Source organism: Burkholderia sp. LA-2-3-30-S1-D2 (genome assembly GCF_001523915.2).
Lineage (GTDB): Bacteria > Pseudomonadota > Gammaproteobacteria > Burkholderiales > Burkholderiaceae > Burkholderia > Burkholderia diffusa.
Genome location: NZ_CP013383.1, coordinates 164389 through 190886, shown reverse-complemented (window position 1 = coordinate 190886; position 26498 = coordinate 164389). Strand labels below are relative to the sequence as shown.

Here is a 26498-nt window from a genome sequence, read left to right as displayed (position 1 = left end):
TCATTGCGGCCGCGCCGGCACCGATCGCCAGCCCGACTTGCAGGTCTTCACATACGGGTAGTAATGCTTCGACGCGTCGCAGTAGTACCAGACGTCCGCGCCGCCGCCTTGCTGCGGCTGGTCCTTCTCGACGTACTCCGGCGGCGGACCGGGATCGACGGGCACCACGACGACGGGCGGCGGGTAGTAGTACGGCGCCGGAACGACCGGGTAGTAATACGGGTAACCAGGGCCGACGTACACGCCGACCCGGGCGGCATGCGCGACGCCGCCCGTCGCGACGGCCACCGCCGCGACCGCGCCCAGCGCGAGCTTCAATCCATTCACGTCACGTTCTCCGGCAGGACGGTTCGTCGATACGAACCCGACGTATCGAACGCTACGCCGTGCGCGATTCGCCAGCCATTACGGGCGCGGGCGCCAATGTTGCGCGACGTTACCCATGTAACCGGCCCCGTCAGCCAGGGCCCGCCAGCGGGACTGCACGCGTTACGCGCCAACGCGCCGAAACGGACTGGCCACAGGCGGCGGCGCCACGCAGCACGCCGGTTCGCAACGCGCCGTTCCGATGACGCGACGCGCCATATTGACGCACGTGCGACAGACCGCCACGTCACGATCGCGCACGTGGCGACCGGTGTTGTTGATACGAATCAACGATTTATCCCGAAAACGCGCGCGGCGGACTGGACATCTGCGACGAGTTGGCGCATTTCGCGGCGCAATATCGCGGCACATACTCCAGCCAACCCCGATGCCCCGTCGGCCGGGGTCCGCCGGCACCCGCCGGCGGGTATCGTCAGCCTCGGTCAACTGGTATGGACACCGCTTTTTCGGCCCTCGATCTGGCCCGCCTGCAATTCGCGTTCACCGTCTCCTTTCACATCGTCTTCCCGGCGCTGAGCATCGGCCTCGCCAGCTTCATCGCCGTGCTCGAATATCGCTGGCTGAAGACCGGCAAGCAGTACTACAAAACACTCTGCCTGTTCTGGTCGAAGATCTTCGCGGTCGCGTTCGGGATGGGCGTCGTCTCCGGCGTGGTGATGAGCTATCAGTTCGGCACGAACTGGTCGGGCTTCTCGAGCTTCGCCGGCGCCGTCACCGGCCCGCTGCTGATGTACGAGGTGATGACCGCGTTCTTCCTCGAAGCCGGCTTCCTCGGCATCATGCTGTTCGGCTGGAATCGCGTGAGTCCGCGCGCGCACTTCGGCGCGACGCTGATGGTCGCGATCGGCACGCTGATCTCGACGTTCTGGATCCTCGCGTCGAATAGCTGGATGCAGACGCCGCAAGGTTTCGAGATCGTCGACGGCCGCATCGTGCCGACCGACTGGTTCGCGATCATCTTCAACCCGTCGTTCCCGTACCGCCTGTTCCACATGGCGATCGCCGCGTTCATCGTCGCCGCGCTCGTCGTGGCCGCGACGGGCGCCTGGCACCTGCTGAAGGGGCGCCGCGACAAGGGCGTGAAGAAGATGTTCTCGATGGCGCTGTGGCTGCTGCTGGTGCTCGCGCCGCTGCAGGCCGTGATCGGCGACCAGCACGGCATCAACACGCTGAAGCACCAGCCCGCGAAGATCGCCGCGATCGAAGGGCTGTGGGATACCGAAAAGGGCGGCACCGCGCTCAACCTGTTCGGCATTCCGGACATGCAGGCGGAGACCACCCGCTACGCGGTGAAGGTGCCGCATCTCGGCAGCCTGATCCTCACGCACAGCTGGGACGGCGAGATCCGCGGGCTCAAGGACTTCCCGCCCGAGGACCGCCCGAACTCGACGGTCGTGTTCTGGAGCTTCCGGATCATGGTCGGCCTCGGCTTCGCGATGATCGGCCTCGCCGCGCTCGCGTGGCTGCTGCGCCGCCGCGGCACGCTGTATGAATCGAAGTGGTTCCAGCGCTTCGCGCTCGTGATGGGTCCGACCGGCTTCGTGTCGTTGCTCGCGGGCTGGGTGACGACCGAAGCGGGCCGCCAGCCGTGGGTCGTGTATGGCGTGATGCGCACCGCGCAGGCCGTGTCGCCGCTTTCGGTGCAGCAGGTCAGCCTGTCGATGATGACGTTCGTGATCGTGTACTTCCTCGTGTTCGGCACCGGCGTGTATTACATGCTGAAGCTGATGAAGGCCGGCCCCGCGCTGCCCGACGTCAAGCACGACCCGAAACACGACATACCCGACACGCGCCCCGATCACACCGCGCGCCGCCCGATGTCGGCCGTCGACGAGCTGATCGAGACCGTCTGAGCCCACCCCATTCGCAAACGAGAAAACCTATGGACGTCACCGTAATCTGGGCCGCGATCATCGCATTGGGGCTCTTCATGTACGTCGTGCTCGACGGCTTCGACCTCGGCATCGGCATCGTCTTCCCGTTCTTCCCGGACGAGAAGGAACGCGACCTGATGATGAACACCGTCGCGCCCGTGTGGGACGGCAACGAGACGTGGCTCGTGCTCGGCGGCGCCGGGCTGTTCGCGGTGTTCCCGGTCGTCTACTCGACGGTGCTGTCGGCGCTGTACCTGCCGCTGATCTTCATGCTGGTGTGCCTCATCTTCCGCGGCGTGTCGTTCGAGATCCGCGCGAAGGCGCGCCGCACGAAGCAGCTGTGGGATCTCGCGTTCATCGGCGGCTCGGCCGGCGCGACGCTGTTCCAGGGGATCGCGCTCGGCGCGTTCCTGCAGGGCATCGACGTGAAGGACGGCGTGTACGCCGGCGGCGCGTTCGACTGGCTCACGCCGTTCAGCCTGCTGACGGGCCTCGGCCTGATTGTCACGTATGCGCTGCTCGGCTGCTGCTGGCTCGTCGCGAAGACGGAAGGCGACCTGCAACGGCGCCTGCATCGCGTCGTGTGGCCGCTGACCGTCGTGCTGCTCGGCTTCATCGCGGTCGTCAGCCTGTGGACGCCGCTGCAGGATCCGGCCATCGCGCAGCGCTGGTTCGATTCGGGGCTGTTCTGGCGCCTGCTGCCGGTGCCGTTCCTGGTCGCCGGGTGCGCGGTGTGGATGCGTCGCGCGGTGCGCGACCGACACGACATGACGCCGTTCGTGCTCGCGCTGGCGCTCGTGCTGCTCGGCTACGTCGGCTTGCTCGTCACGCTGTTCCCGTATGCGATTCCCCAGACGATGACGATCTGGGAAGCGGCGGCACCGCGTTCGAGCCAGACCTTCACGCTGGTCGGCGCAGCGGTTATCCTCCCGATCATCATCGCCTACACGACGATGGGTTACTGGGTATTCCGAGGCAAGGTGCGCCATGAAGACCAGCATTACTACCACCACTGATTCCGCCGCTCGCCAGCCCGACGCGCCGCGGCCGCGGATGCGCGGCTGGATGTGGTTCGTCGTGCTGTGGGCGGGCGGCGTGCTCGGCGCCGTCACGCTCGGCTATGCGTTCAAGATCTTCATGAACCTGACGCTGTTCGCGGTGAAGTAAGCTGCGCGGCCGCTTCGATCGAACGACGATCGGAGCGGCCGTTTTCATATCGCCGGCCGATGTTTCCGATTCGCCGGCCTCGCCGGCGCCGCGCGCCTCTCCCCTACCGCCGCTCGCGCAGCGCCGCCTCGATCTTGCGATCGGTCTTGTACTGGCTCAGCGCATACACCGACCAGATCGCGGCCGGCAGCCAGCCGATGATCGTGAGCTGCAGGATCAGGCAGATCACACCGGCGATTGGGCGGCCGATCGTGAAGAACTGGAACCACGGCAGCAAGAGGGCAAGCAGCAGACGCATCGGATTTCCTTTTTCTCATCAATGAGGAACAACGTACGCGGCCAATATGGCGCGTCATGCCCCTCATTTCAAGCCGACCTGCTCCGAACCGGACAGCCATCGCGCAACGCGCGCGACGAGCAGGCCCGCTTCGTCGAAACGCTCGACGCCCGCCACCTGCGGCGCGTCGCAGATGCCGAACACCGGCTTGCCCCATTGCAGCCCCAGCGCGATTTCCGACAGCGTGCCGAGACCGCCGCCGACCGCGATCAGGCACACTGACGCGCGCGCGATCAGCGCGTTGCGCGTAATGCCGAGCCCGGTCGGCAGCGCAACGGTCAGATACGGATTCGCGTCCCGCGCATCATCCTCGGGCAGCAGCCCGATCGCACATCCACCCGCGGCCCGCGCGCCGCGCGCGGCGGCCTCCATCACGCCCTGCTTGCCGCCGCCGACGATCGCGATCCCCGTCGCCGCGATCCCGTACGCGATCCGCTCGGCGACGGCGAGCTGCGTGTCCGTCGCGTCGCGCGGCCCGATCACGCCGACCGGCATCCGGTGCGGTTGCGCGCCGCGCTGTCGCTGCGCGAGTTGCGCCAGCGCGGCGCGCGTGTCGTCCGACCATTCAATGACGTCGTTGCCGTGCAAGTCCTTCCCCCAGTGCAAGAACGCAGGTGCAAAGCGCCGTCAGCACGATCGACAGCACGGCGGCCTGCGAGAAATCGGTCTGTCCGTCGGACAGCTTCAGATACATCAGCAGCGGCAGGATGTTGACCTGCGTGCCGGCCAGCGCGAGCGCCGTGCCGTACGTGCCGAGCGCGATCGCACCCACGAGGCACCACGCGGACGCGATCGACGGCCACAGCTCGCGCCACGCGACGTCGAACCACGCGCGCCACGGCCGCGCGCCGAGCGTCAGCGCCGCCTCGAGCGGCCGCCGGTCGAGATTCGCGAGCGCCGGGTAGAGCATCAGCGCGACGCGCGGGATCAGGTAATACGCATAGGCGAACGCGAGCCCCGGCATCGAGTAGATCGCGCCGCCGACCACGGTCGGGTCCGCGCCGAGCGACGCCAGCAGCATCGTCACGAAACCGGCGCGGCCGAACACGAGGATGAAGCCGTACGCGATCACGAGGCCGGAGAAGGCGAGCGGCACGCCGAGCAGCGCGAGCGACCAGCGGCGGCGCGCCGGCGACTGCCCGGCCAGCACGAACGCCACCGGCACGCCAACGGCGACGGACAGCGTGCCGGCGCCGATCGCGAGCGCCAGCGAACGCACGATCGCGTCGGCGACGAGCGGATCGCCGAACACCGCGGCGAAGGCGCGACCGCCGCCTTCGAATGCGGCACCGACGAGCGCGGCGAGCGGCAGCGCGAAGCACACCGCGAACAGCGCGGCCGCCGGCACCGCGCCGTAGCGGCGCAGGACGCCATGCCGCATGGACGAAACCCGCATCGCGCGCCCCTTACTTGCCGAGCGTGGCCTGCGACCAGAGCTGGTCGACTTCGGCCTTGTGCGTCGCGACCTTCGCGACGTCGAGCGGACGCACCTGCGGCGCGTTCGGCAGCTTCGCCGCGACGTCCTGCGCGACCGGCGTGCCGGGCACGGCCGGGCGCACATAGCCCTGCGCGAACAGCCCCTGTCCGACGTCGCTCATCACGAGGTTGAGCCACAACTGCGCGGCGGCCGGATTCGGTCCGTTCTTCACGAGACTCATGGCATACGGCGCCGATACGCTGCCGTCCTGCGGGATCACGACTTCGGCCGCATCGCCCATGCCGTCCGTGTACTTGGCCTTGAGCCCGTCGTTCTCGTAGCCGATCAGGATCGGAATCTCGCCCTTGACGAATTTCGCGTACGGCGTCGTCCCCTCGACGCGCAGCACGTTGCCCGCCTGCTTCAGCTTGCCGAAAAACTCCGCGCCAGGCTTCGGGTTGTCGACGCTGCCGCCGTTCGCATAGGCGGCGGCGAACACGGCGACCTGCCCCTGCCCGGTCGAGCGCGGGTCGAGATAGACGACCGCATTGCGATATTCGGGCTTCAGCAGGTCGGACCAGCGCTGCGGCACGTTCTTCACGAGCTTCTTGTTGACGAGCAACGCGATGTTCAGCGAGTGCACCGCGAACCAGCGGCCGTCGGCCGCGCGAAACACCGTGGGCAGCTTGTCGAAATTGACCGGCTTGAACGGCGCGACGACGTCCTTGGCCGTCGCATCGAGCGCCGACGCCGCGAAGTAGTACGCCGTGTCGGCCTGCGGGCGGCGTCGCGACTTGTCGAGCGCGACGACCGTGGCCGCCGAGCCGATGTCGTTGTACGTGATCTCGACCTTCGGGTAACGCTTGCGGAATTCGGCGAACAGCGACTTCCAGTTCGCCCATTCCGGGCCCGTGTCGAACGACACGACGAGCCCTTCGTCGGCGGCCTTCTCGTACAGCGCATCCTCGCCGGGATACAGCGACGCGGCATGGGCCAACGCCGGCGCGAAGGTCGCGAACGCGCAGAGCGCCAGCAGGCGGCGGCGCGTCGCATGAAGAAAGTGGCGGCGTGCAGACATCGTGATTCTCCGTTGAATGAATAGGTCGCCCGCGCTCACGCGGCGGGCAGCACGAGCAGATGGCGCGGCTCGATCGACACGCAGCGCGCGGGCAGTTCGCGCCCTTCGCCGAGCAGTGCGTCGGTCGCGCCGGCCGGCACGAAGTCGAAGCGCTGTGTCGCGCCGAAGTAGCGCACCTCGCCGACGCGGCCATCGATGCGGTTCGCGACGTCCCCGGGTGGATCGGGTTGCAGGTGTTCCGGCCGGATCAGCACGTCGACCGTGTCGCCCGGCCGGTGCGCCCCCGTCTCCGCGCACAGCGTCGTGAACCGCACGTCGACCGCGCCATGTGCGAGCACACGGCCGCGCAGCAGCGTCGAATGGCCGACGAAACGCGCGACCTGTGCGGTCGCAGGACGCTCGTACAGGTCGCGCGGGGTGCCGGCCTGCAGCATGCGTCCGCCGTCGACGATCGCCACGCGATCGGCCATGCTGAGCGCTTCGTCCTGGTCGTGCGTGACGAGCAGCGTCGTCGCGCCGCAGGCGCGCTGCAGCGCGCGAATCTCGTCGCGCAACTGGTGGCGAATCCCGGCGTCGAGCGCCGCGAGCGGCTCGTCGAGCAGCAGCAGCTTCGGTTCGATCACGAGTGCGCGGGCCAGCGCGACGCGCTGCTGCTGCCCCCCGGACAGCAGCGCCGTGCTGCGATCGGCCTGCGCGGCGAGGCCGACACGTTCGAGCATCTCGAGCGCGCGACGGCGGCGCGGCGCCGCGGCGATGCCGCGCATCTTCAGGCCATAGGCGACGTTGTCGACGACCGACAGGTTCGGAAACAGCGCGTAGTGCTGAAACACCATCCCGACCTCGCGCTGCCACACCGGCACGCCGGCCATGTCGCGGCCGCCGATCGCGATGCGGCCGCGGTAGCCGTCGAGCAGGCCGGCGGCGAGGCGCAGCAGCGTCGATTTGCCGGAGCCGCTGCGGCCCATCACGGCGAGCAGCTCGCCCTGGGCCGCGGACAGCGTGACCGCGTCGACGCCGTGACGGGCGCCCGGATACTGGAAGCTGACGTTTTCGAAATCGAGACTCATGACGGTTTCACTTCAGGCGTTGCACGGTGAAGACGGAGGCGAGCGTCGCGAGCACGGCGAGGACGAGCAGCACGACGGTCGCCGCGCAGGCCATCCCGGACGCGCCGTAGAACGCCTGCAGCAGCACGATCGGATAGTTGCGGTAACGGAAGCCCGCGATGAGGTTCGAGATCTGGAATTCGCCGATCGACAGCGCGGCGACCATCACCAGGCCGGAGAACAGGCTGTGCCGCAGGTTCGGCAGCACGATCGTGAAGAACTGGCGCAGCGGCGTCGCGCCGAGCGTCGCCGCGCATGCCTCGAGATGCGCGAGGCCAAGGTGGCGCAAGTCGCTCAGCAGCGTCTGCAGCAGGTACGGCAGCGTCAGCACGGCGTGCGCGGCGATCATCAGCGGCAGCGTGCCGAGCCACGGCAGCGCATCGCCGCTGAAGATCGCGATGTAGCCGAACCCGAGCGTCAGCGCCGGCACCGCGATCGGCATCAGCATCACGATGCGCGCCGCGAAGCCGCGGCCGGCCAGTGCGCGGTGATGCAGCGCATAGGCGAGCGGCAACGCCAGCACGGCATTGATCGCGCAGCAGGCGAGCGCGACCACGAGGCTCGTGCCGAATGCGCGGGTAAAGCTGCGATTCGCGGCCAGATCGACGAACCAGTGCGACGTGATGCCGGTCGGCAGCAGCGTGTTCGTCCACGACTGGCCGACCGAGCCGATCAGCAGCAGCACGATCGGGAGCGCGAGATACAGCCCGAACACGGCGACGAACGCCCGCAGCAGCAGGCGTCCCGCCATCGCGCGCGGCCGTTTGTTACGACGAATCGGAATAGCTTCGGCAAGGGCCGGAGCGGATGGCGGATGCATGGCGAATCTCGCTGACGGACACGGAACGGGTCACGCAACGCCCGCCGGGCCGGGCCGGAACGCGTTGTCATGACGGACGCAGTGTGCGGATCCGACATGGCATCGTCATGAAAAAAACGTACAACGCCCGCATCGATCTGTGCGCGCAAGGAATAGTTCGCCGTGAAGCACCTGTTTCCCAACGTCGCGGAGCTGCACGCGTTCGCGAGTTCCGTGAAGTACCTGAACTTCTCGTATGCGGCGCGCGAGCTCGGCCTGACGCCGAGCGCGGTCAGCCGGCAGATCGCGAATCTCGAGACGCTGTTCGGCGTGAAGCTGTTCGTGCGCGAGGGGCGCAATCTCGCGCTCACGCGCGCCGGGCAGCTTTATCACGCGCGCGTGATCGGCCCGCTGCGCGAGATCGGCAACGCATCGATCGAATTGCTGAGCGCGCGCGAGGACAGCGACCTGATGACGATCGCAAGCGTGCCGACCTTCACGACGAAGTGGCTGGTGCCGCGCCTCGCGCGCTTTCTGGCCGGCGCGCCGGAGGTCACGCTGAGTTTTCGCCGCCATCTCGCGCACGGCGACGTGTTTCCGTTCGGACTCGACGCAGCAATACGCTATGGCGACGGCGCATGGGAAGGCGTCCGATGCGATTACCTGGACGGCCGCACCTTCGTGCCGGTCTGTTCCGGCGAATTCGCGGCGCGACATGCGCTGCGCACGCCCGCCGACACGGCCGCCGCGCCGCGGCTCGTGCACGAGCAGGCGGAGATCGCGTGGTCCCTCTGGGCGGAGCGCCACCGCGTCGCCCGGATGAACGCGCTCGCGGGGCCGCGCTTCGAACAGTATTCGGTGCTGATCCAGGCCGCGCAAGCCGGGCTCGGGCTCGCGCTCGTGCCGCGCTTCCTGATCGTCGACACGCTCGCGAGCGGCGCGCTCGTCGAACCGTTCGACGCGCCCGTCGACGTCGACGCGCAGGGGCACTACCTGTGCTACGCGCCGGAGCGCCTGGAGACGAGCGCCGCGTTGCGGCGCTTCCGGGAATGGATGCTCGACGAATGCGCGGACCGATGAGCGCGCCCGCCAAGGCCGGGCGCGCCTGGACGGCACGGCGGCGCCCGTAGCACGTCGCCGTACCGCCCCTCACGTTGCGTCAGTGGTCGATGCCGAGCCCCGGCAGCACGTGCGTGTTCTCGGCCACGACCGCGTGCAGCAGCTTCGGATCGGCGCCGAGCAGCCCGAGGATCGTCGGCGCGACCTGCTTCGTGCCGACGAGATCGCTCACGATGCGCGCGCGGTGAAGCCCCGGATACGACACGAGCAGGCCGAGGTGGCTGTCGTCCGGCGCATTGCCGCCGTGCTCCTCGTCCTTCTTCGTGCTCGACGTGTAGATCACGCCCGGATTCGGCTGCACGATGATGTCCGGCGTGCGGCCGTTGGCCGGATCGCCGAATCGTTCGGCCAGCGCCGCGCCGTACAGGATGTACGCCTGCGAGCCGTCCGCGCAGATCCCGGGCGCGTTGCAGCCGAGGTTCGCCTTCAGCGTCCGCACCACGGCCGTGCGCTGGCCGCGGTCGCGCAGCCAGATCAGGCCGACGTCGTCGGTCTGCACGAAGCCCGTGCCGACCAGGCCCGAGCCGTCGTTCAGGTTGCCCGTCGTCGTGTTGTTCTGGCCGAAGTTGCCGTTCGGGTCGAGATAGTTGTTCGCTTCGAGCAGCTTCGTCAGCGTGTCGCCATTCTTCACGAGCTTGGTGTGATCAGTCGGCGACTGGCCGTGCTTCGCCGTGACGATCACCGCCGTCTGCGTGTACAGGTTGCGCTGCTTCAACTCGTTGACGATGCGGCCGATCGAGTTGTCGACGTACGTGATCGCGTTCGCGACCTGGCCGTTCGGCGTGAAGTTCGCGTCGAGATAGCCGCCGCCCTTCGCGACCGGCGCCTTCTGCGCGACGCTGAGCGTCTGGAAGTTGGCGCCGAACAGCGTCGGCACCGGCGCGTTCTTCGTGCCGGTCGAGTCGCGGCCGTCGATCTGGTTGACCAGCGCCTGCACGTGCAGGTTGTCGAAGCGCGCGGTGTGTGAATAGACGTCCGTGTAGTCGGTGTTCGTCGCCGGGTCGATCGAGTTGATCTCGGTACGCATCAGATCGTCGACGCCGGTGCCCGACGGGCCGTTCAGCCAGTCGTAGCCCCACGCGTGCTTGTCGGCCCACGCGGTGTACGCGTTCGGCACGCCGGCCTTGACGGCCTCGAACACCGTGTTGGTCTTCACGTAGTTGTGCGGATAGACCGGCACGCACTGGCCATTGACCTTCGCATGCGGGATCGCCTGCGGGTTGAACGCGCCGCCGCCGTCGAGGTGCACGAGCGCGCCGCCATTGAAGGCATCGATGCCGGTCGTCTCGTCGAACACGACGTTCCAGCCCTGCTTGCCCGAGCAGGTCGTGTCGCTCGGCGCATACAGGTTGCGGTCGTACGACACGTCGTAGAACAGGCCGGCCGTCTTCGGCGAGCCGCCCGTCACGAGCGCCGCGAGGCCCGGGAACGAATCCGACAGGCCCGGTGTATAGGCGTTCGCGTACGTGACGCCGTTTTGCGCGAGCACCGCGATGTTCGGACACGTGTTCGCGCCGATGCAGCGCGCGAGGTCCTGTTCGTGCAGGCCGTCGACGCTGATCAGCAGCACGTGCTTCACGACGCGCCGGCCGCGGCCGGCGTCATTACCCTGACCGTTGCCATCCTGCTGCGCCGCGTAGACACCCGCGCTTGCGAGCGCCAGCGCGCCCGCCATCATCGCCGCCACCTTCCGCTGCTTACCAAGGAAAGACATCATCACCCCACCTCATCGATTGACGTTGAACTGCGTGACCTGCCAACAGGCGAGCAGAATATGGCCGGATCGTGCGGCGCTCCGATGAAGCGGGGCTTTCTGTTTTCTGTCAAACGTAACCAATCGCAAATGACACGACGCCGTCGCAAAGCAAGGCGACCCGGCGCACGCCGCGCCGTACGCACCGGGCCGGTGCATCGTGCGCGCCATCGCCCGCCGCGGCATTTTTTTCGCACTTGGCGCATGACTATTGGCGTGTAATAAAGGGTTTTCCCTGACCCGGAGCACGAGTATGTCGACCCTGGAAGCTCTCCGGTTCGTGCTGGACGATGCACGTACCCCCGAAATCATTCGCCACCACGTCGTCGACGCGTTGCAATACGCGCTGCGCAACTACGGACAAGTGTTTACCGCGAAGGAGGTCGAGTGGCTGACGCAGTGGGACGATGCCCGCCTGCCGCTGGCCGCGAGGAAGGAGCTGGGCAAGCGCGAACCGGCGATCGCCGAGCGCTGAGAGGAAGGCGCGCCGCCGCGCCCGATTGCCGATCGGGCGCGGCGGCGGATGGTGGCGTGACGCGGCTTACTGCAGGCCGAAGTCGACGCGGGTCGTCGCGCCCTTGTCCTCGATGCCCTTCGCATCGAGCTTCGGCGCCACGACGAACATGCGGCTCGAATCGATCTTGCCGTCGAGGTACTGGCGCACGGCCTGCGCGCGCTGCTGCGCGAGCGCGCGCAGCGCGTTGTCGTCGGCCGGCGCGTGATCGGCGAGCGCCTTCTTCATGTCCGCATCGGGCAGCGTCTTCTGCAGGCCGATCAGGTTGCGCGGCTTCTTGAAGTCGGCGGCCTTGTATGCACGCGTCAGGTACTTGGTGTACTCGGCCGGTTCGACCTTCACCGACATCGGATCGATGCTCTCGCCCTGGCCGACCACGTCCTTCAGCTTCTGCTGACGCACCAGCCGCTCGACGTACGCGTCGCGCAGCCCCGGCGTGTCCTTCGCCGGATCGACGCGGCCGATCAGGTCCAGCCGGATCGACGGCTTCTCGGTCAGCATCTTCACGACGGTGTCGAGCTTCCTCTGCTGCGCGTCGGTCAGCGCGTACGAGCCCGGCGCGAACTCGACGTACCCGAGATCCTCGCCGCCGCTGCCGCCGAACGCGTTCGCGAGCAGCGTGAACGGCGACGTCACGGCCTTCGCGATCAAGTTCAGCACCGCGCGCCAGATCAGCCCGCCGATACTGAACTCCGGATTCGACAGCGAGCCCGACACCGGCAGGTTCACGTCGATCTCGCCGCGCGTGTTCTTCAGGAGCGAGATCGCGAGCTTCACGGGCAGCTTCGTCGCCGTGTCGTTCTCGACGTGATCGCCGAACGTGAGCTGGTCGATGAAGATGTGGTTGTTCGCCTTCAACTGGTCATTCGCGAGCTCGTAATGCAGGTCGACGTTGAGCTTGCCCTTCGTGATCGGGTAGCCGGCGTACTTCGCCGAGTACGGCGTCAGGTTGGTCAGCTCGATGTCATGCGCGGTCGCCGTGAGGTCCAGCGCCGGCTTGTCGATCAGCGGGTTCACCGAGCCCTTGATCGAGATCGGCCCGTTGCCCGCGAGATTCGCGGCGACGTCGACCGGCGCGGACGTCGTCGAGTCCGTGCCGAACGCGCCGACCGTCCCCTTGATCGCGACCAGGTTCGCCGTGTAGTTCGGCTTGATGAAGTTGTCGGTGTAGGTCACGCGGCCGTTCTGCAGCACGAGCTGGCCGAAATGCATGCGCACCGGATTCTGCGGCGGCGGCGGGGCCTTCACGGCGACCGTCGCCGATGCGGCGGCCGGCGCGGACGCCTGCTGCACGGCCGCGGCCGGCGGCGTCATGCCCGGCGACAGCGGCACAGGTTCGTTCTTGCTGGCGTCGCGCGTGAGCGACTGCGCGGGGCCCGTCTCCTTCGCGACGACGTCCTTCAGGTTCAGCCGCCCCTGCGCATCGAGCAGCACACGGCCGTAGAAGTTCGAAAAGGTCACGCGCGCGGCGTCGACGTCGGTGCCCTTCTCGTCGTAGTTCACCTTCAGGTTCGACAGCGCGAGCGAGCGCCAGCCGGCGAACGGGTCGGACGTCGCCTTGTCGAGCATCCGCACGTCGACCAGCGCGACATCGCCGCGATAGGTCGCGCGCGGCACGTCCTTCACCTGCGCGAACGTCAGGTTGCCCTGCGCGTTGAGCAGCGCGCTCGCGATGGTCGCGTTCAGCGCGCTGCCGAAGTACGGCTCGAACGCAGCCGCATCGAGGCGGTTGCCGTTGATCTTCAGGCCGAGCTTCAGCGGCTGCGCGGTCACATCGCCCGACACGTTCACCGAGCCCTTGCGGTTCAGCGTCGCCTTCAGCTGAACCGGCAGCGGCTTCGTCATGTCATCGCTGATCTTCTGCACCGACAGGTCAAGCGGCTTGATCGCGAGCTTCACCGGGCGCGGCGTCGACAGGTCCGTGAAGTTCGCGGACGACTCCTTCACGTTCAGCGCGTCGATCCGGTAATGCCACGACGGCGCGGCCGCCTCGGCCTTGCGCGCGACCGTGCGCTTGGGCACCGCCTTCTGCACGGGTTCGGCCAGCGCAGCCAGGTCGATCTTGCCGTCCTTCAGGCGCTTCACGTCGAGCGCGAGCCCGGTCGCATCGACGCTCGCGATTTCCGCCGTGCGCGCGGCGACGTCGACCTTCGCGATCTTCGCGCTCGCGTCGGGCAGCACGATCGCGGGCGCCTTCGCGTCCGGCGTCGCGAGCTTGAGCGACTTCAGGCTCACCGTGCTGTCGGCGACCTGCGCGTCGAGCGGCGTCTTGCCCCAGTCGGCCTTCGCGTTGACGCTGGCGCCGAGCGTGCCGTCGAGCACGCGCGCACGAGTCGCCTCGCCGAGATACGGCTGCAGCGCCGGCAACGCGAGCGCGTCGACCGTCAGCTTCGTGTCGGCCTGCTTCGCCGCCAGGCTGAACGCGCCTTCGGCCTTCACGTCGCCGCCGCGCGACAGCGACGTCGACAGCGTGTATTTCGCGGGCGTCTTGCCCTGCAGCGTGAAGCCGTCGAGCGTCGCGGCGAGCTTCGTCAGCGACATCGCGGTCGGCGTCGCGGGCACGCGGTCGTCGACGTTGATCGTGCCGCCGTCGATCGCGAAATGACGGATCGTCAGGTCGAGCGGCGGCGCTTCCTTCGCGGCGGCTTCGACCTTCGCGCCGCTGGCGGCGTTGGCGACGGCGGCGGTCGATGCGGCGGCGGTCGATGCGGCGGCGGTCGATGCGGCGGCGCCCGATGCGGCCGGCTTGCCCGCGTCGGCCTTCGGCGCGGCGGCCGGCGGGCCGGCCAGCTTCTCGACGTTCAGCACGCCCTGCTTGTCGCGCGCCAGGTCGACGACCGGCTGGTCGAGCCGGATCTCGTCGAAATGCAGCACGTTGCGCAGCGGCTCGAGGCCGGCGGCCGCGACGTGCACGCCGCGCGCGGCGAACAGCGGCGCCGACGCGCGGTCGGTCACCTTCGCGTCGTTGAGATCCACGGTGCCCGACACGCGCAGCGACGGCGTGTCGCCGCTCATCACGAAGTTCAGCGTGAGGTCGCTGCTCAGCAGGCCGCTCGTGACGATCACCGGCAGCTTCGCCGGCGCGTACGAAATCAGCTTCGGCACGTCGAGCCGGTCGAACTTCAGCGCGACTTCCGACTCACGCGACAGCGCGAACGGCTTCGTCTTGCCGTCGATCGCGATCGGGCTGCCGTCGAATCGCGCGCGCAGCTTCGGCTGCACGAAGATGTCGGTCTTCGACGGCAGCGTCGCGATGAACGGAATGCCGAGCGTCCAGTTGTCGACCACGTGCTTTTCGTTCAGCAGGCGGTCGTCGAAGTCGATCCGCCCGTCGTTGACCTGAATGTTCGACACCGAGAAATGGGTCGGCTTGCTTTCGGGTTTGGACGGCGTCGAGAACTTCTCGATCAGATCGGTGAAGTTGAAGCGCTGCGCGTCGTATCGGACGACATGGAAGCGCGGCGAGTCGACGCGCACTTCGTTGACGATCGGCGCGCCGCGGAACAGCGACGACCACGACGGCCGCACGACGAGCTTGCCGATGTCGATGAAGTCGCCCTGGCCGCCGCGCTCGCCGACGTGCACGCCGTCGGCTTCGAGGTTCAGCGTGTAAGGGTTCAGCGCAATGCGCCGGATGGTGGACGGCCGGCCGAGCTGCTGGCTCAGTTGCTGTTCAGCAATGTGACGAATCAGCGGCGGCGCCGCGAAGAATCCGAGCAGTCCGAATAAAACGAGGAAGATCAGCACACCGAGGCCGATGCGCCGGGTCCGGCGCGAGCGTGCCACGCCGCCGAGGGCATGAAGGGTCGAGGATACGGTTTCTTTGTCTGCGCTTGACATGCTTGGATGCCTCGGGAATGGATGCCGGCCCGCGCCGGAAAACCGGCACGGCCGCGCACGCTATCCCGAAAGTATAGGCTCAGGTGGTGACGGAACGACGTTCGGGCGAGGCCGCCGCGCCCGCGCATCGGACAGTGGCGGCGCCCATCGGTTCATTTTCGGACGACGACGGGCGGCATCCACGAGCCGTCGCTCGCCTGCGGCTTCGGTGCGTAGAGTCGCAGCGCGAGCGCGAAATCGGCGCGCGGCGCCGGCAGCCAGTTGGCCGCATGCGTGCCGCCCGGCGACGCCGACACGACCACGTCGATCGAGCCGTCGTGGTTGCGGCGCAAGCGGTCGCGGTCGCCGAGCGAGCGGCGCGCCGAGCCGACATCGGGCAGCGCGCCATTCGTCGCGTACGGCGTGAGCGTCCAGAACCCGCGCACCGGCGGCAGCGCGCCCGGCGCGAAATGCAGCACGTAGCGGTTCGCGCCGTTCAGCGAGTGGCCGTCGCTGTCGACGCGCACGAGCGCGAGCGTCTCGTCGTCGCGCGTCGCGGTGCCGAACTGCGTGTAGGCCGCGTACGCGCGCAGCGCGTAGTCCTGGCCGTACTTGCCGGCCGTGTCGCCGATCCAGCTCCAGCCGTTCGCGCTCAGCAGGTTCGACGGCGGCGTCGCGAGCCGCGCGCGCGCCTCGGCGACGCCGGCCGTCGCGGCGCTCAGGCGATCACCCGTCCACAGCACCGGATAGCCGGCCGTCACACCGATGTCGCCGAGCAATTCGTTCGCGTGCGCGTCGTCGGCCGGTGCCGGGTTGTCTTGCAGCGCCTGCGCGAAGCGCGTGAAGAACGCCTTCGGGTCGAGCGCGGCCACCTGCTCGGCCGGCGTGCCGCCGCTCGCCGCTTCCAACGGCGCGCTGCCCGCATGGACCGCGACCGACGCGCCACGCGTGCTGCCCGTATAGACGGACAGCGGCACCACGCGGATCGCCCGCTGCAGTTTCTTCACATTCGTGAGGTCGCGCCCGCCGCTCGTCTGCAGCCGCACTTCGAGCCACGCGTTGGCCGACGGCACGTCGATACGCAATGCGCCCTTCGGCAGGGTGCCCTGCCAGTCCTTCGCGGCGAAGGCAATCGTTTGCGATCGCGCGGCGCCGCGAGCGCCACGCGCCGCCACGCTCGACGACGACCACAGCACGTTCGTCCACATGTCGAGCGCGCGGGCATCCCAGTAGCGGCCGCGGGTATCCGGCAGCGTCACGATCACCGGCTCGGCACCGACGTCGAGCCAGCCGGTCGAGTCAAGCGTGTCGACGCCCGGCAGCGGCGGGTTGAGCGCGCCGACGGGCGGCAGCGCCTGCGCGTGACGCAGCGTGTTGAGCGGCGCCTGGCCCGGCTGCGCGCTGTCGCCGCCCGTCGCGGCTTCCTTCGCGACGTCCATCAGCACGAGCGGATACGCGTATATGTAGGAGTCGGCCACTTCGGCGCGCATCCAGCCGGTTTTCCGCTGGATCGCGTCCGGTTGCGACGCGCATCCGGACAGCAGCGCCGCCAGGGCCAGCGACGCGCCTGCAGCGCGACGCAGAGAAATTGATTCTCGTAGGTTTTCAATCATTGATTACTGGCCGAATATCGTTCTTGTCAGTCAACGCCTTGTTCGACTCACGATCGGCGAAAGCAAGGCACCCCAGCGTGCCCGGTCGCCGCTTCGCCGGGCGGGCGCTGATGTCAGGCCGGTATCATAGCGCCTAAGGGCATCCCCCAATATGCCGAATATCGGGTGCAGCGGTAGCCGGGCTGTCGTCAGCCAGGAGTTCCATTGATCCGGCCCTTGTCCGGAGCCGCCCGACGCCTGCGCGCGGCAGCATGACGGGCGAGAATGGGTCGGCCGTCGGCACGATCCCGTATTGCATCGCCACCCCTTGACCTTCCCATCATGGGAATGTTGATACTGGAGTCAGTCGCGGCACGAACCGCGCTTTTGGGGAATCCAACATGACTGAATCACTCGCCTCCGCCGACATGCAAACGATCGAACTGACCATCGACGGCATGCATTGCGGCGGCTGCACGGGCCGCGTGCAGCGTGCGCTGGCCACTGTGCCGGGCGTCGTCGATGCCGCGGTCGATCTCGACGCGCATGCGGCGACGGTGACCGCGCAGGACACGGTCGAGCCTGCGCAGCTCATCGCCGCGGTCGATGCCGCCGGCTATCGCGCGGCCGTGCGCGAAGCGGCGGTCGAAGCCGTTGCGTCCGCGCACGTCGAGCACGCGACGCACGCGAACGCCCGGCCCGCAACGGCGGCGACGGCACTGCCCGCGCCCGCCGCCAGCATCGAACTCGACATCGACGGCATGACCTGCGCGTCGTGCGTGTCGCGCGTCGAAAAGGCGCTGGCGAAGGTGCCCGGCGTCACGCGCGCGTCCGTCAACCTCGCCACCGAGCGCGCGACCATCGACGCGGCACCGGACGTTTCCGCGTCGCAACTGGCCGAAGCCGTGCGGCAAGCCGGCTACGACGCGACATGGGTCGCCGCGCCGCCGCCGGCCGCTTCCCGCGATCTCGAATTCGACATCGGCGGCATGACGTGCGCATCCTGCGCCGGCCGCGTCGAAAAGGCGCTGGCCGCCGTGCCTGGCGTCACGCGCGCGTCGGTCAATCTCGCGACCGAACGCGCGTCGGTGCATGGCACCGGCGCGCTCGACGCCACCACGCTGATCGCAGCGGTCACGACGGCCGGTTATCGGGCGTCGCTCGCCGTTGCGCCGGACCCGAGCGCCTCGACCGACGCCGACGCCGACGCCCGCGCCGGCGAACCCGCACAAGCACCCGACGCCCGCAAGCGCCGCGAAGCGATCCGCGAACGCAATCTCGTGATCGGCTCGGCCGTGCTGAGCGTGCCGCTCGTCGTGCCGATGCTCGTCGCGCCGCTCGGCATCGACGCGATGCTGCCCGGCTGGCTGCAGCTCGTGCTCGCGTCGATCGTCCAGTTCGGCTTCGGCGCACGCTTCTACCGCGCCGCCTGGCATGCGGTGAAGGCACGCACCGGCAACATGGACCTGCTCGTCGCGCTCGGCACGTCGGCCGCGTTCGGCCTGAGCCTGTGGATGCTGCTGCGCGACTCCGCGCACCCCGGCCATCTGTATTTCGAGGCATCGGCCGTCATCATCACGCTGGTGCGCTTCGGCAAATGGCTCGAAGCGCGCGCGAAACGCCAGACGACCGAGGCGATCCGCGCGCTGAACGCGCTGCGTCCCGACCGCGCGCGCGTCGTCGAGCACGGTGTCGAACGCGACGTGCCGCTGGCGCAGGTGCGCGTCGGCACGACCGTCAGCATCCGTCCGGGCGAGCGTGTGCCTGTCGACGGCCGGATCGTGTCGGGCCGCTCGCACGTCGACGAATCGCTGATCACCGGCGAAAGCCTGCCGGTGCCGAAAGACGACGGCGATCCGGTCACGGCCGGCTCGATCAACGGCGAAGGCGCGCTCGTCGTGGAAACCACCGCGATCGGCGCGGAAACGACGCTCGCGCGCATCATCCGCCTCGTCGAATCCGCGCAGGCGGAAAAGGCGCCGATCCAGCGGCTCGTCGATCGTGTCAGCGAAGTGTTCGTGCCGGCGATCCTCGGCATCGCCGTGCTGACGCTGGTCGGCTGGCTGATCGCCGGCGCCGGCATCGAAACAGCGATCCTCAACGCGGTCGCGGTGCTCGTCATCGCGTGCCCGTGCGCGCTCGGCCTCGCGACGCCCGCCGCGATCATGGCGGGCACCGGCGTCGCGGCCCGCCATGGCGTCCTGATCAAGGACGCCGAGGCGCTCGAACTCGCGCAGCGCACCACGGTGATCGCGTTCGACAAGACCGGCACGCTGACCGAAGGCAAACCGTCCGTGACGGCATTCGAGGCCGTCGACATCACACGTGAGCAAGCGCTCGCTCTCGCGGCCGCGGTCCAGCGGCAAAGCGACCACCCGCTCGCTCGCGCCGTCGTCGCCGCGCACGATGCGGAGGTCGTGGCCCGCGGCGGCGGCGCGGGTTCGGCCGATGTCGTCGCGGCCGATGCGCGCGCGGTGGCCGGACGCGGCGTCGAGGCGCGCGTTGGCGGTCAGCTTCTCGCACTCGGCAGCACCCGCTGGCGCGACGAACTCGGCATCGTCGTGCCGCCCGCACTCGACGCGCGTGCCGCGGAACTCGAGCGCGCGGGCAATACGATTTCGTGGCTGATGCGTGCCGACGCGCCGCGCGCGCTGCTCGCGCTGATCGCATTCGGCGACACCGTGAAGCCGGGCGCGCGCGAGGCGGTCGCGGCACTGTCGGCGCGTGGCGTCGCGAGCGTACTCGTCACGGGCGACAACCGCGGCAGCGCGGCCGCCGTCGCGGCGGCACTCGGGATCGGCGAAGTGCATGCGCAGGTGCTGCCCGACGACAAGGCGCGCGTGGTGGCCGAACTGAAGCGCACGCACGGCGGAATCGTCGCGATGGTCGGCGACGGGATCAACGACGCGCCCGCGCTCGCCGCGGCCGACGTCGGCATCGCGATGGCGACCGGCGCCGACGTCGCAATGCATACGGCCGGCGTGACGCTGATGCGCGGCGACCCGGCGCTCGTCGCCGATGCGATCGACATCTCGAAGCGGACATATCGGAAGATCCAGCAGAACCTGTTCTGGGCGTTCGTCTACAACCTGATCGGCGTGCCGCTCGCGGCGCTCGGCTGGCTGAATCCGGTGATCGCGGGTGCGGCGATGGCGTTCTCCAGCGTCAGCGTCGTGACGAACGCGCTGCTGCTGAGGAGATGGAAAGGCCGCGCACGCTGATGCGGGCGACGACGGGCGGCGGGTCATCCGACGGAGGGCCGGCGCTTGTCGTATTGGAAATGGCTTGCCGACCGGCGGGGCGCACATTGCATGCGCTGCGTCGGGACCGATCACCGGAAGAAGGCCGGGAAAACGGCAGCGCGCGTCACCGACGCGTGCGCACCGGCCTCAGCTCTGGACGACCGGCTTGATCAGCGTCGTCGTAATCGGCACGAAGCCGCACGCCCGATACAGCGCACGGGCGGCCGTGTTGTGATTGAACACCGACAGCCCGATTTCGGTGACGCCATGACGGCGCGCCTCGGCCTCCAGTGCATCGAGCGCGCGCATGGCCCAGCCCTGGCGGCGCCGGGTCGGGACAATGTCGAGATCGTAGATGAACAGCGTACGGTTCGGCCCTTCGGGCACGATCGCGTACCAGAGGTCGCCGACCGTGTCGCCGCTGGCGGCGTCGATCAGCTGGACGAGCGTCTGGCCGGAGGTGAGCAGGCCGTCGGGCAGCAGCGTATCGAAGCAGGCGCGGGCGCGGTTCGCCGCGTCGTCGGTCGCGTTCTGCCCGGATGACACGAGATCGCGCGCGTAGCCGTCGATGGCGCGCGTGCGGTATGCGTGGAATTCACCGGCCGTCATCGGCCGCATCTGCAGCATGGCCCGGGGGTCGCGAGGGAAGTCGGACTTCCAGTGTAGCGGGACGATCGCACCGGCGCGCGATGCGGCGGTGGAAAACGGGCAGGCAGTGGCGACGAGCGCCGCGCTGAATCAGCGAATCAGCGAATCAGCGAATCAGCGAATCAGCGAATCAGCGACGGTACAGGACGATCGGCACGAGGCTCGCACGACGCACGCGCTCGGCTTCGGCGTGACGCGCAGCGTACGAATATTCCGCGTCGAGCGGCAGGTGCGGGGAGACGAACAGGTCGTCGATCTTTTGCAGCAGGGCAAGAATGAAGCTCATGTGAGACTCCTGACAGATGGCTCTAGGGTTTTCCCTTAGATGGATGCCATTCTAAGGGTTTTCCCTGAACTCCGCCAGCTCACCGCATCAGTTTGCCGCACCCGCGCCACCGCCGATCGACGGTCCGCCCCGACGCGCCTTGTCGTGCCGGGGTTTGCAGATAGGGTCGGACGATTTAATGCGCGCGACGCACACGCTTCGCGGCCGCCGCCTCGCGGTTCGCATTGCGCTGCAGCCGGTCGACCTGCGACAGCATCGCTTCGTGGTGTTCCGCGAGCGTCATCAGCGTTGCCTGCTGCGTCGACAGGTCGGCAGCCAGCCGGTCGATCCGCTGCTGCCGGGCGTCAACTTCCTGTTTCAGGTGCGCGATCTGCCGCGTTTGCAGCATCAGCGCGACGAGCCCCGCGAACACGACGACCGTCAGCGCCAGCAGCAGCCGGTTGACGCGCCGCATCTCGCGATCGGCCGCCTGCTTCATGCCGGCCGTCTCGGCCTGCAGCGCGGCGAGCCGATCCGACAGCGGGCGCAGTTGCGTGTCGGGGTCGATAGCCGACGCGCTCGACGTGGCAGGTTGCGCACGATCCGCCGACGGCTTCGTCACGAACGACGCCGCGGACGCAACGGGCTGCACGAATGGCGAGACCGGCGCGGCGGCTGCCCGCGCGGCGTCACGGGCACTCGCGGCAACTGCGGTAATCGTGGGCTGCGCCGGTTCGGCGGTCGCCGACGGCTCGCTTGATGGTGCAGGATGCGGCGCCGAGGTCACTTCCGACTGCGCGTCGACGGCCACCGCTTCCGGCGCGCCGCGCGCCGCTGCCGCTTCGCGTGCGCCTGCGGCCACACGGCGCTTGCCACCGGAAGCTGCGCGACGCCCCTTCGTGGGCTCGCCGGGCGTCCGCGCTACTTCGTCGCGTGTGGCCGGCACGGCGGCGCCTTCGGGCTCACCGCCCGCTTTCGCCGGTCCGTCGCCGATGACCGCATCGACCGCACCTTCCGCCGCCCCTGCATTCGCCGTCGAACGATCGGCGCGCGTTCCGGCCGTGTCGCCGGCTTCCGCCACACTGCCGGTCTTCACCTGGCTGCCGTCGGTTGCCGGCTCGCCGGCTGCAGTCGCGGCGATACCGTCGGACAGCCGCGCCGCGCCGAGCTTCGTTGCATCGGCATCGGCAGCGGACGCGCGCACGACATCGGCATCGGCCACATCGCCGTTTGCACGCGTCGGCGCAGACTCCGTCGTTTTCGCAACGTCAGGCGCCGGCTCGACCGCCCCGCCGTCGGCGCCCGACGTACCGAACCCATCCAGCGTCGCCTGCCGGCCGGCGTCATCGCCGTCCGCGACGGCGGCCACCGTGTCGGCACCCGCCGCCCCGTCATCGTGCGAGGCCACCGGCCCGCGCGCGGCTGGCTCGAGCACCGGATCGCCGAACAGGTCGAGCGTGCGTTCGTCCCGCGGCGCATCGCCGCCCGTCGCGTTGCCGGAGCGCGCGGTTGCCCTGGCGGCGGTGTCTGCCGCGGCCGCGATGGAACGCGGACGCGAACGGGCCGACGAGCGGTCGGAGCGGGAACGGGAGCGAGGCAGGGAAACGGATTCGGTCATGGAGTCGGATTACAGGCCCGCGAACGCGGAACCGGATGTCGAACGGAATCAGTGACCGGCCATTGTCGCATGACCGATCGCCGATCCGGCCGATCGGATGCCGTCTATTCGTCGCCCGACAACCCGTTGCCTTCCTCGAATCGCGTGACGCACGACAGCCCGCGCAGCTTGTCGCAGATCGCGCGGTATTCGAGATCCGACACGCGCCCGAGCGCGATGCGCACCTCGTCGTGCTCGTCCGTGTCGTCGGCGCGCTGCACGATGAATTGCTTCACGCGCGCGCTGTCGGGGCCGAGGGCCGCGTGCAGCGAATCGAACGTCAGCGCGCCGCCCACCACCGTCAGCGCGAGCTGACGCCGTTGCCGCACCGTGAAGTAGCGCCGCTCGAGCGGCTTGATGCCGGCCAGGATGATCAGGATGATGATCGTCGCGGAAATCGACGCGACGTACAGTCCGCCGCCCACCGCGAGGCCGATCGCGGCGACCGACCACAGGCTCGCGGCGGTCGTCAGCCCGCGCACGATCTCGCCGCGCAGCAGGATCGAGCCCGCGCCGAGGAAACCGATGCCCGACACCACCTGCGCGGCGATCCGCGACGGATCGAGCACGATGTGGTCGCTGCTGCCCAGCACATCGGCGAAACCGAACGCCGACACGATCATGATGAGCGTCGAGCCGACACAGACCAGCATGTGCGTGCGCAGGCCGGCCGCCCACGAAAGGCGCTCCCGCTCGAAGCCGATGACACTGCCGAGCGCGGCCGCGAGAACCAGCCGCATCACGAGTTCCAGGTTGCCGAGCATCCGATTTCTCTCCTGTCTTCTGTTTTGAGGACGGCCGCGCGGAATGGTTTATCCTTGGCCCCGGCCGCGCCGCTCCGCGCCGACTCAATTCGATCCAAGCGCTCAACCCGCCATGTCCGTTCCCGCTTCCGCTTCCGCCCAGGCCGCCCGATTGCGCGACCATTTTGCGCACGTCATCCTGCCGATCTGGCAGGGTTCAGGGTTCGACCAGACGCTGCGGCTACCGTTCGAGGCCGTCGATCCGGCCACCCATGCACCGCTGCCCGTCACCCGTTATCGCGCAATGGCATGCGCGCGGCAACTGTTCGTGTTCGCGCAGGCCGGCCACACCGCGCACGCGGCCACGCTGTTCGACTCGCTGTGCAGCCGCTTCCGCGATCCGCGCCACGGCGGCTGGTTCTACAGCGTCGATGCACAAGGCGCGCCGCTCGACACGACCAAGGACCTTTATACGCATGCGTTCGTCGTGTTCGCGTGCGCCGCATGGCATGCGGCGTCGGGCGACACCGCGGCGCGCACGGTCGCCGAGGACACCGCCGCGCTGATCCAGGACCGCTTCGCGCCACAGCCGGGTGACGCGCTGCTCGACGCCGCGCGTCACGCCGATTTCTCGTCATCGGGCAGCGGCGCGCTGCAGAACCCGTTGATGCACTTGACCGAAGCATGGCTTGCGGCCGCCGATGCATTCGGCGATGCGGCGTTCGACGATGCGCTCCTGCGCACCGCGCAGGCCGTCGAGCGCACGTTCGTCGATACGGCGATCGGCTGCATCGCCGAACTGCCGCTCGGGGCGACCGACAACCGCTTCGAGCCCGGCCATCAGTTCGAATGGTTTTATCTGGTCGATGCGGCCGGCGCGCGTCTCGCGCAAACCGGGCTCCCCGACGCACTCGCGCGCGCGTTCGCATTCGCCGAGCAGCACGGGATCGATCCGCGCACGGGCGCCGTGTGTGCGGCAGTCGACGCGCAAGGCGCATGCATCGACGGCACGCAACGGATCTGGGCGCAGACCGAATACCTGCGCGCGCTCGCCATGCACGGCGGCACGCCGGCCTCCGCGCCGCTCGCGCAGCAGATCGAGCGCTTCGCCGCGCGCTTCCTGCATCCGCGCGGCTGGTTCGAGTGCAAGACGGCCGACGGGCAGGTGTCGCGCGCCGACATGCCGTCGACGACGCCCTACCACCTCGCGACAGCTTACGCGGCGCTGCCCGCCGTTTCGTAACCGGCGTCGGCAAACGACGACGACGCGCGCTCGTCGCGAAGACCGCGAGCCGCGCGCGCGTCGCCCAGTTCGAACACCGACACCGCCTGCATCAGGTGCGCGGTCTGGTCGTTCAGCGACGCGGCCGCCGCCGCGACTTCCTCCACCAGCGCCGCGTTCTGCTGCGTCAACTGGTCCATCTGCGTGACCGCCTGATTGACCTGCTCGATGCCGACGCTCTGCTCGACCGACGCGGCCGTGATCTCCGACATGGTCTGCACGACCCGCGTGATCGACGCCGATACCGTCCGCATCGCGTCGCCCGCCCGTTCGACGAGTTCCGAGCCGCCGTCGATCTGCGTGACCGACTCCTCGATCAGCGCCTTGATCTCCTTCGCCGATTGCGCGCTGCGCTGCGCGAGCGAGCGCACTTCGCCGGCGACCACCGCGAAGCCGCGGCCCTGCTCGCCGGCCCGCGCGGCCTCGACCGCCGCGTTCAGCGCGAGGATGTTGGTCTGGAATGCGATGCCGTCGATCACCGAGATGATCTCCGCGATGCGCCCGGAGCTTTGGGCGATGGCGCGCATCCGGTCGATCACGCTGTCGACCACGCCGCCGCCGTGACGCGTCGCGTCGAGCGCCGCGTCGGCCAGCGCGCTGGCCGCACGCGCGCTGTCGGTGTTCTGGCGAACGGTCGCGGTCAGTTCCTCCATGCTCGCGGCGGTTTCCTCGAGCGACGCGGCCTGGGTGCCCGTGCGCGCGGACAGGTCCGCGTTGCCGCCGGCGATCTCGCCCGCGCCGAGGTGGATCGCATCGGACGCGTGACGCACGGTGCGCACGGTGTCAGCGATGCTCGCCTGCATCGCGGCAAGGCCGCGCAACATCCGGTCGATCTCGAACACGCCGCCTGCCCGCACGGCTTCGTCGAGCCGGCCCAGCGCGATGCGCTCGAAATGGCGGCCGGCTTCGTCCAGCGGCGCGACCACTGCGCGCCGCGCGGCAGCGTAAATCGCCGCGCTCGCCGCGAGCATCGCCGCCAGCAGCACGATGCCGACCCACTTGAACCACTGAATCCCGCTATCGATCGTGGCGAGCGCGTCGCGGCTCGACGCGGCGCCGTAGTCGGCGAAGCGATGCAGCTCGGCGAGGTACGCATCCTGGAAACCCTGTGTCGGCTGGTCGAGGAACGCCTGGATGTTGTCGGCGTCGAGGAACTGCACGAGTTCGCCCAGCGCGCCGCGCAGCGCGCGATAGCGCTCGGCGAGCGCCGCTACGCGCGCACGGTTCGTCGCGTCGACGGCCTGCGCGGCCGTCAGCGCGGAGAACGCCTTGTCCGCTTCGGCAAGCGACGCGCTGGCATGGCGGATGATCTCGTCGGGCTTCGGGCCGCCGCGTACCATCCGCGTGCCCGCGCGCGACAGGTTCACGCGTGCGTCGAGCAGGCGCTCGGTCGCCTGGCTGGCCGCGTCGACCTGCCCGATCGCGACGTTCGACAGATCGTCGACGCCGCTGCGCGTCGATGCGAGCGCCCAGAAGCCGAGTGCCTCGATCGCGAACAGAAAGAGGCAAAACACGGTCAACACGCCGAGCAGACCCGACGCGAGCTTGATTTTTCCGAACATGGGGGGAGATTCCTGGAAAGGCGACGATGGAGCAATGCCCCGGCATTAGCGGCATTTCTTCGTCGGACTTTAGGAATGCGGGTGAGAAGCGGCCGCCCGAGACCCGCCAGTCCCGTCGAATCGCCAGCAAACAAGAA

The 26498-nt window shown here is 68.8% G+C and carries 22 protein-coding genes; 7 read left to right on the top strand and 15 right to left on the bottom strand.

What is annotated here, in order from left to right; all coding sequences use genetic code 11:
* Entirely contained in the window at positions 1-327 is a 327-nt protein-coding gene (locus tag WS66_RS00870) for a hypothetical protein (protein ID WP_059598953.1), read from the bottom strand.
* A gap of 491 nt (positions 328-818) precedes the next feature.
* Here WS66_RS00870 and WS66_RS00865 point away from each other — a divergent pair, with 491 nt between their 5' ends.
* The 3 genes from WS66_RS00865 to WS66_RS00855 are packed head-to-tail and all read left to right on the top strand — an operon-like array spanning position 819 to position 3428.
* A complete protein-coding gene (locus WS66_RS00865; protein ID WP_059598952.1) occupies positions 819-2240 on the top strand; it encodes a cytochrome ubiquinol oxidase subunit I in 1422 nt (473 codons plus the stop codon).
* Positions 2241-2269: 29 nt separating this feature from the next.
* On the top strand, positions 2270-3277 hold the full coding sequence (gene cydB, locus WS66_RS00860) for a cytochrome d ubiquinol oxidase subunit II (protein WP_059598951.1): 1008 nt from the start codon (positions 2270-2272) through the stop codon (positions 3275-3277).
* Positions 3249-3428 carry a hypothetical protein gene (locus WS66_RS00855; protein WP_059598950.1) on the top strand — a complete coding sequence of 60 codons (180 nt, stop codon included), beginning with the start codon at positions 3249-3251 and terminating at the stop codon, positions 3426-3428. The genes cydB and WS66_RS00855 overlap by 29 nt, the downstream gene beginning before the upstream one ends.
* Positions 3429-3531: 103 nt before the next feature.
* Here the strand turns inward: WS66_RS00855 and WS66_RS00850 are convergent, their stop codons facing one another.
* From WS66_RS00850 to WS66_RS00825, 6 genes are all read right to left on the bottom strand, one after another.
* On the bottom strand, positions 3532-3726 hold the full coding sequence (locus WS66_RS00850; protein ID WP_044848494.1) for a YqaE/Pmp3 family membrane protein: 195 nt from the start codon (positions 3724-3726) through the stop codon (positions 3532-3534).
* Between the two features lie 63 nt (positions 3727-3789).
* Entirely contained in the window at positions 3790-4260 is a 471-nt protein-coding gene (locus WS66_RS00845) for a lysine decarboxylase (RefSeq protein WP_420868020.1), read from the bottom strand.
* A gap of 70 nt (positions 4261-4330) precedes the next feature.
* A complete protein-coding gene (locus tag WS66_RS00840; RefSeq protein ID WP_059598948.1) occupies positions 4331-5161 on the bottom strand; it encodes an ABC transporter permease in 831 nt (276 codons plus the stop codon).
* Between the two features lie 10 nt (positions 5162-5171).
* Positions 5172-6260, bottom strand: coding sequence for an extracellular solute-binding protein (locus WS66_RS00835; protein WP_059598947.1), 1089 nt, complete (start codon positions 6258-6260; stop codon positions 5172-5174).
* Positions 6261-6295: 35 nt separating this feature from the next.
* Positions 6296-7327, bottom strand: a complete 1032-nt coding sequence (locus WS66_RS00830; RefSeq protein WP_059598946.1) for an ABC transporter ATP-binding protein — start codon at positions 7325-7327, stop codon at positions 6296-6298.
* A gap of 7 nt (positions 7328-7334) precedes the next feature.
* Positions 7335-8186 (bottom strand): ABC transporter permease, encoded by an 852-nt coding sequence (locus WS66_RS00825; protein ID WP_059598945.1) that lies wholly within the window; start codon positions 8184-8186, stop codon positions 7335-7337.
* Between the two features lie 162 nt (positions 8187-8348).
* Between WS66_RS00825 and WS66_RS00820 the strand changes: the two genes are divergently transcribed.
* The gene (locus WS66_RS00820; protein WP_059598944.1) at positions 8349-9245 is read left to right on the top strand and encodes a LysR substrate-binding domain-containing protein; all 897 of its coding nucleotides are present in this window, start codon (positions 8349-8351) and stop codon (positions 9243-9245) included.
* Positions 9246-9324: 79 nt separating this feature from the next.
* On the opposite strand, the gene WS66_RS00815 is transcribed toward WS66_RS00820, so the two are convergent.
* Positions 9325-11001 (bottom strand): alkaline phosphatase family protein, encoded by a 1677-nt coding sequence (locus WS66_RS00815; RefSeq protein ID WP_059598943.1) that lies wholly within the window; start codon positions 10999-11001, stop codon positions 9325-9327.
* A gap of 289 nt (positions 11002-11290) precedes the next feature.
* Between WS66_RS00815 and WS66_RS00810 the strand changes: the two genes are divergently transcribed.
* Positions 11291-11512 (top strand): hypothetical protein, encoded by a 222-nt coding sequence (locus tag WS66_RS00810; RefSeq protein WP_059598942.1) that lies wholly within the window; start codon positions 11291-11293, stop codon positions 11510-11512.
* A gap of 66 nt (positions 11513-11578) precedes the next feature.
* Here WS66_RS00810 and WS66_RS00805 read toward each other — a convergent pair whose 3' ends face one another.
* Positions 11579-15391, bottom strand: coding sequence for a DUF748 domain-containing protein (locus tag WS66_RS00805; protein ID WP_059598941.1), 3813 nt, complete (start codon positions 15389-15391; stop codon positions 11579-11581).
* Positions 15392-15543: 152 nt separating this feature from the next.
* Positions 15544-16983, bottom strand: a complete 1440-nt coding sequence (locus WS66_RS00800) for a DUF1254 domain-containing protein (protein ID WP_059598940.1) — start codon at positions 16981-16983, stop codon at positions 15544-15546.
* Between the two features lie 380 nt (positions 16984-17363).
* On the opposite strand from WS66_RS00800, the gene WS66_RS00795 reads away from it, so the two are divergent.
* Entirely contained in the window at positions 17364-20183 is a 2820-nt protein-coding gene (locus tag WS66_RS00795) for a heavy metal translocating P-type ATPase (protein WP_082728802.1), read from the top strand.
* A gap of 168 nt (positions 20184-20351) precedes the next feature.
* Here WS66_RS00795 and WS66_RS00790 read toward each other — a convergent pair whose 3' ends face one another.
* The 4 genes from WS66_RS00790 to WS66_RS00780 form a co-directional block, all read right to left on the bottom strand.
* Positions 20352-20831, bottom strand: a complete 480-nt coding sequence (locus WS66_RS00790; protein WP_059598939.1) for a GNAT family N-acetyltransferase — start codon at positions 20829-20831, stop codon at positions 20352-20354.
* 151 nt (positions 20832-20982) lie between these two features.
* Entirely contained in the window at positions 20983-21138 is a 156-nt protein-coding gene (locus WS66_RS33995) for a hypothetical protein (RefSeq protein ID WP_170296432.1), read from the bottom strand.
* Between the two features lie 175 nt (positions 21139-21313).
* A complete protein-coding gene (locus WS66_RS00785) occupies positions 21314-22735 on the bottom strand; it encodes a hypothetical protein (RefSeq protein ID WP_059598938.1) in 1422 nt (473 codons plus the stop codon).
* 104 nt (positions 22736-22839) lie between these two features.
* Positions 22840-23538, bottom strand: coding sequence for an MgtC/SapB family protein (locus WS66_RS00780; protein ID WP_059598937.1), 699 nt, complete (start codon positions 23536-23538; stop codon positions 22840-22842).
* 112 nt (positions 23539-23650) lie between these two features.
* Here WS66_RS00780 and WS66_RS00775 point away from each other — a divergent pair, with 112 nt between their 5' ends.
* Complete coding sequence (locus tag WS66_RS00775; protein ID WP_059598936.1) at positions 23651-24760, top strand: AGE family epimerase/isomerase; 1110 nt, start codon at positions 23651-23653, stop codon at positions 24758-24760.
* Here WS66_RS00775 and WS66_RS00770 read toward each other — a convergent pair.
* On the bottom strand, positions 24733-26361 hold the full coding sequence (locus WS66_RS00770; RefSeq protein WP_059598935.1) for a methyl-accepting chemotaxis protein: 1629 nt from the start codon (positions 26359-26361) through the stop codon (positions 24733-24735). The two genes, WS66_RS00775 and WS66_RS00770, sit on opposite strands and share 28 nt — an antisense overlap.
* Positions 26362-26498 lie beyond the last annotated feature (137 nt).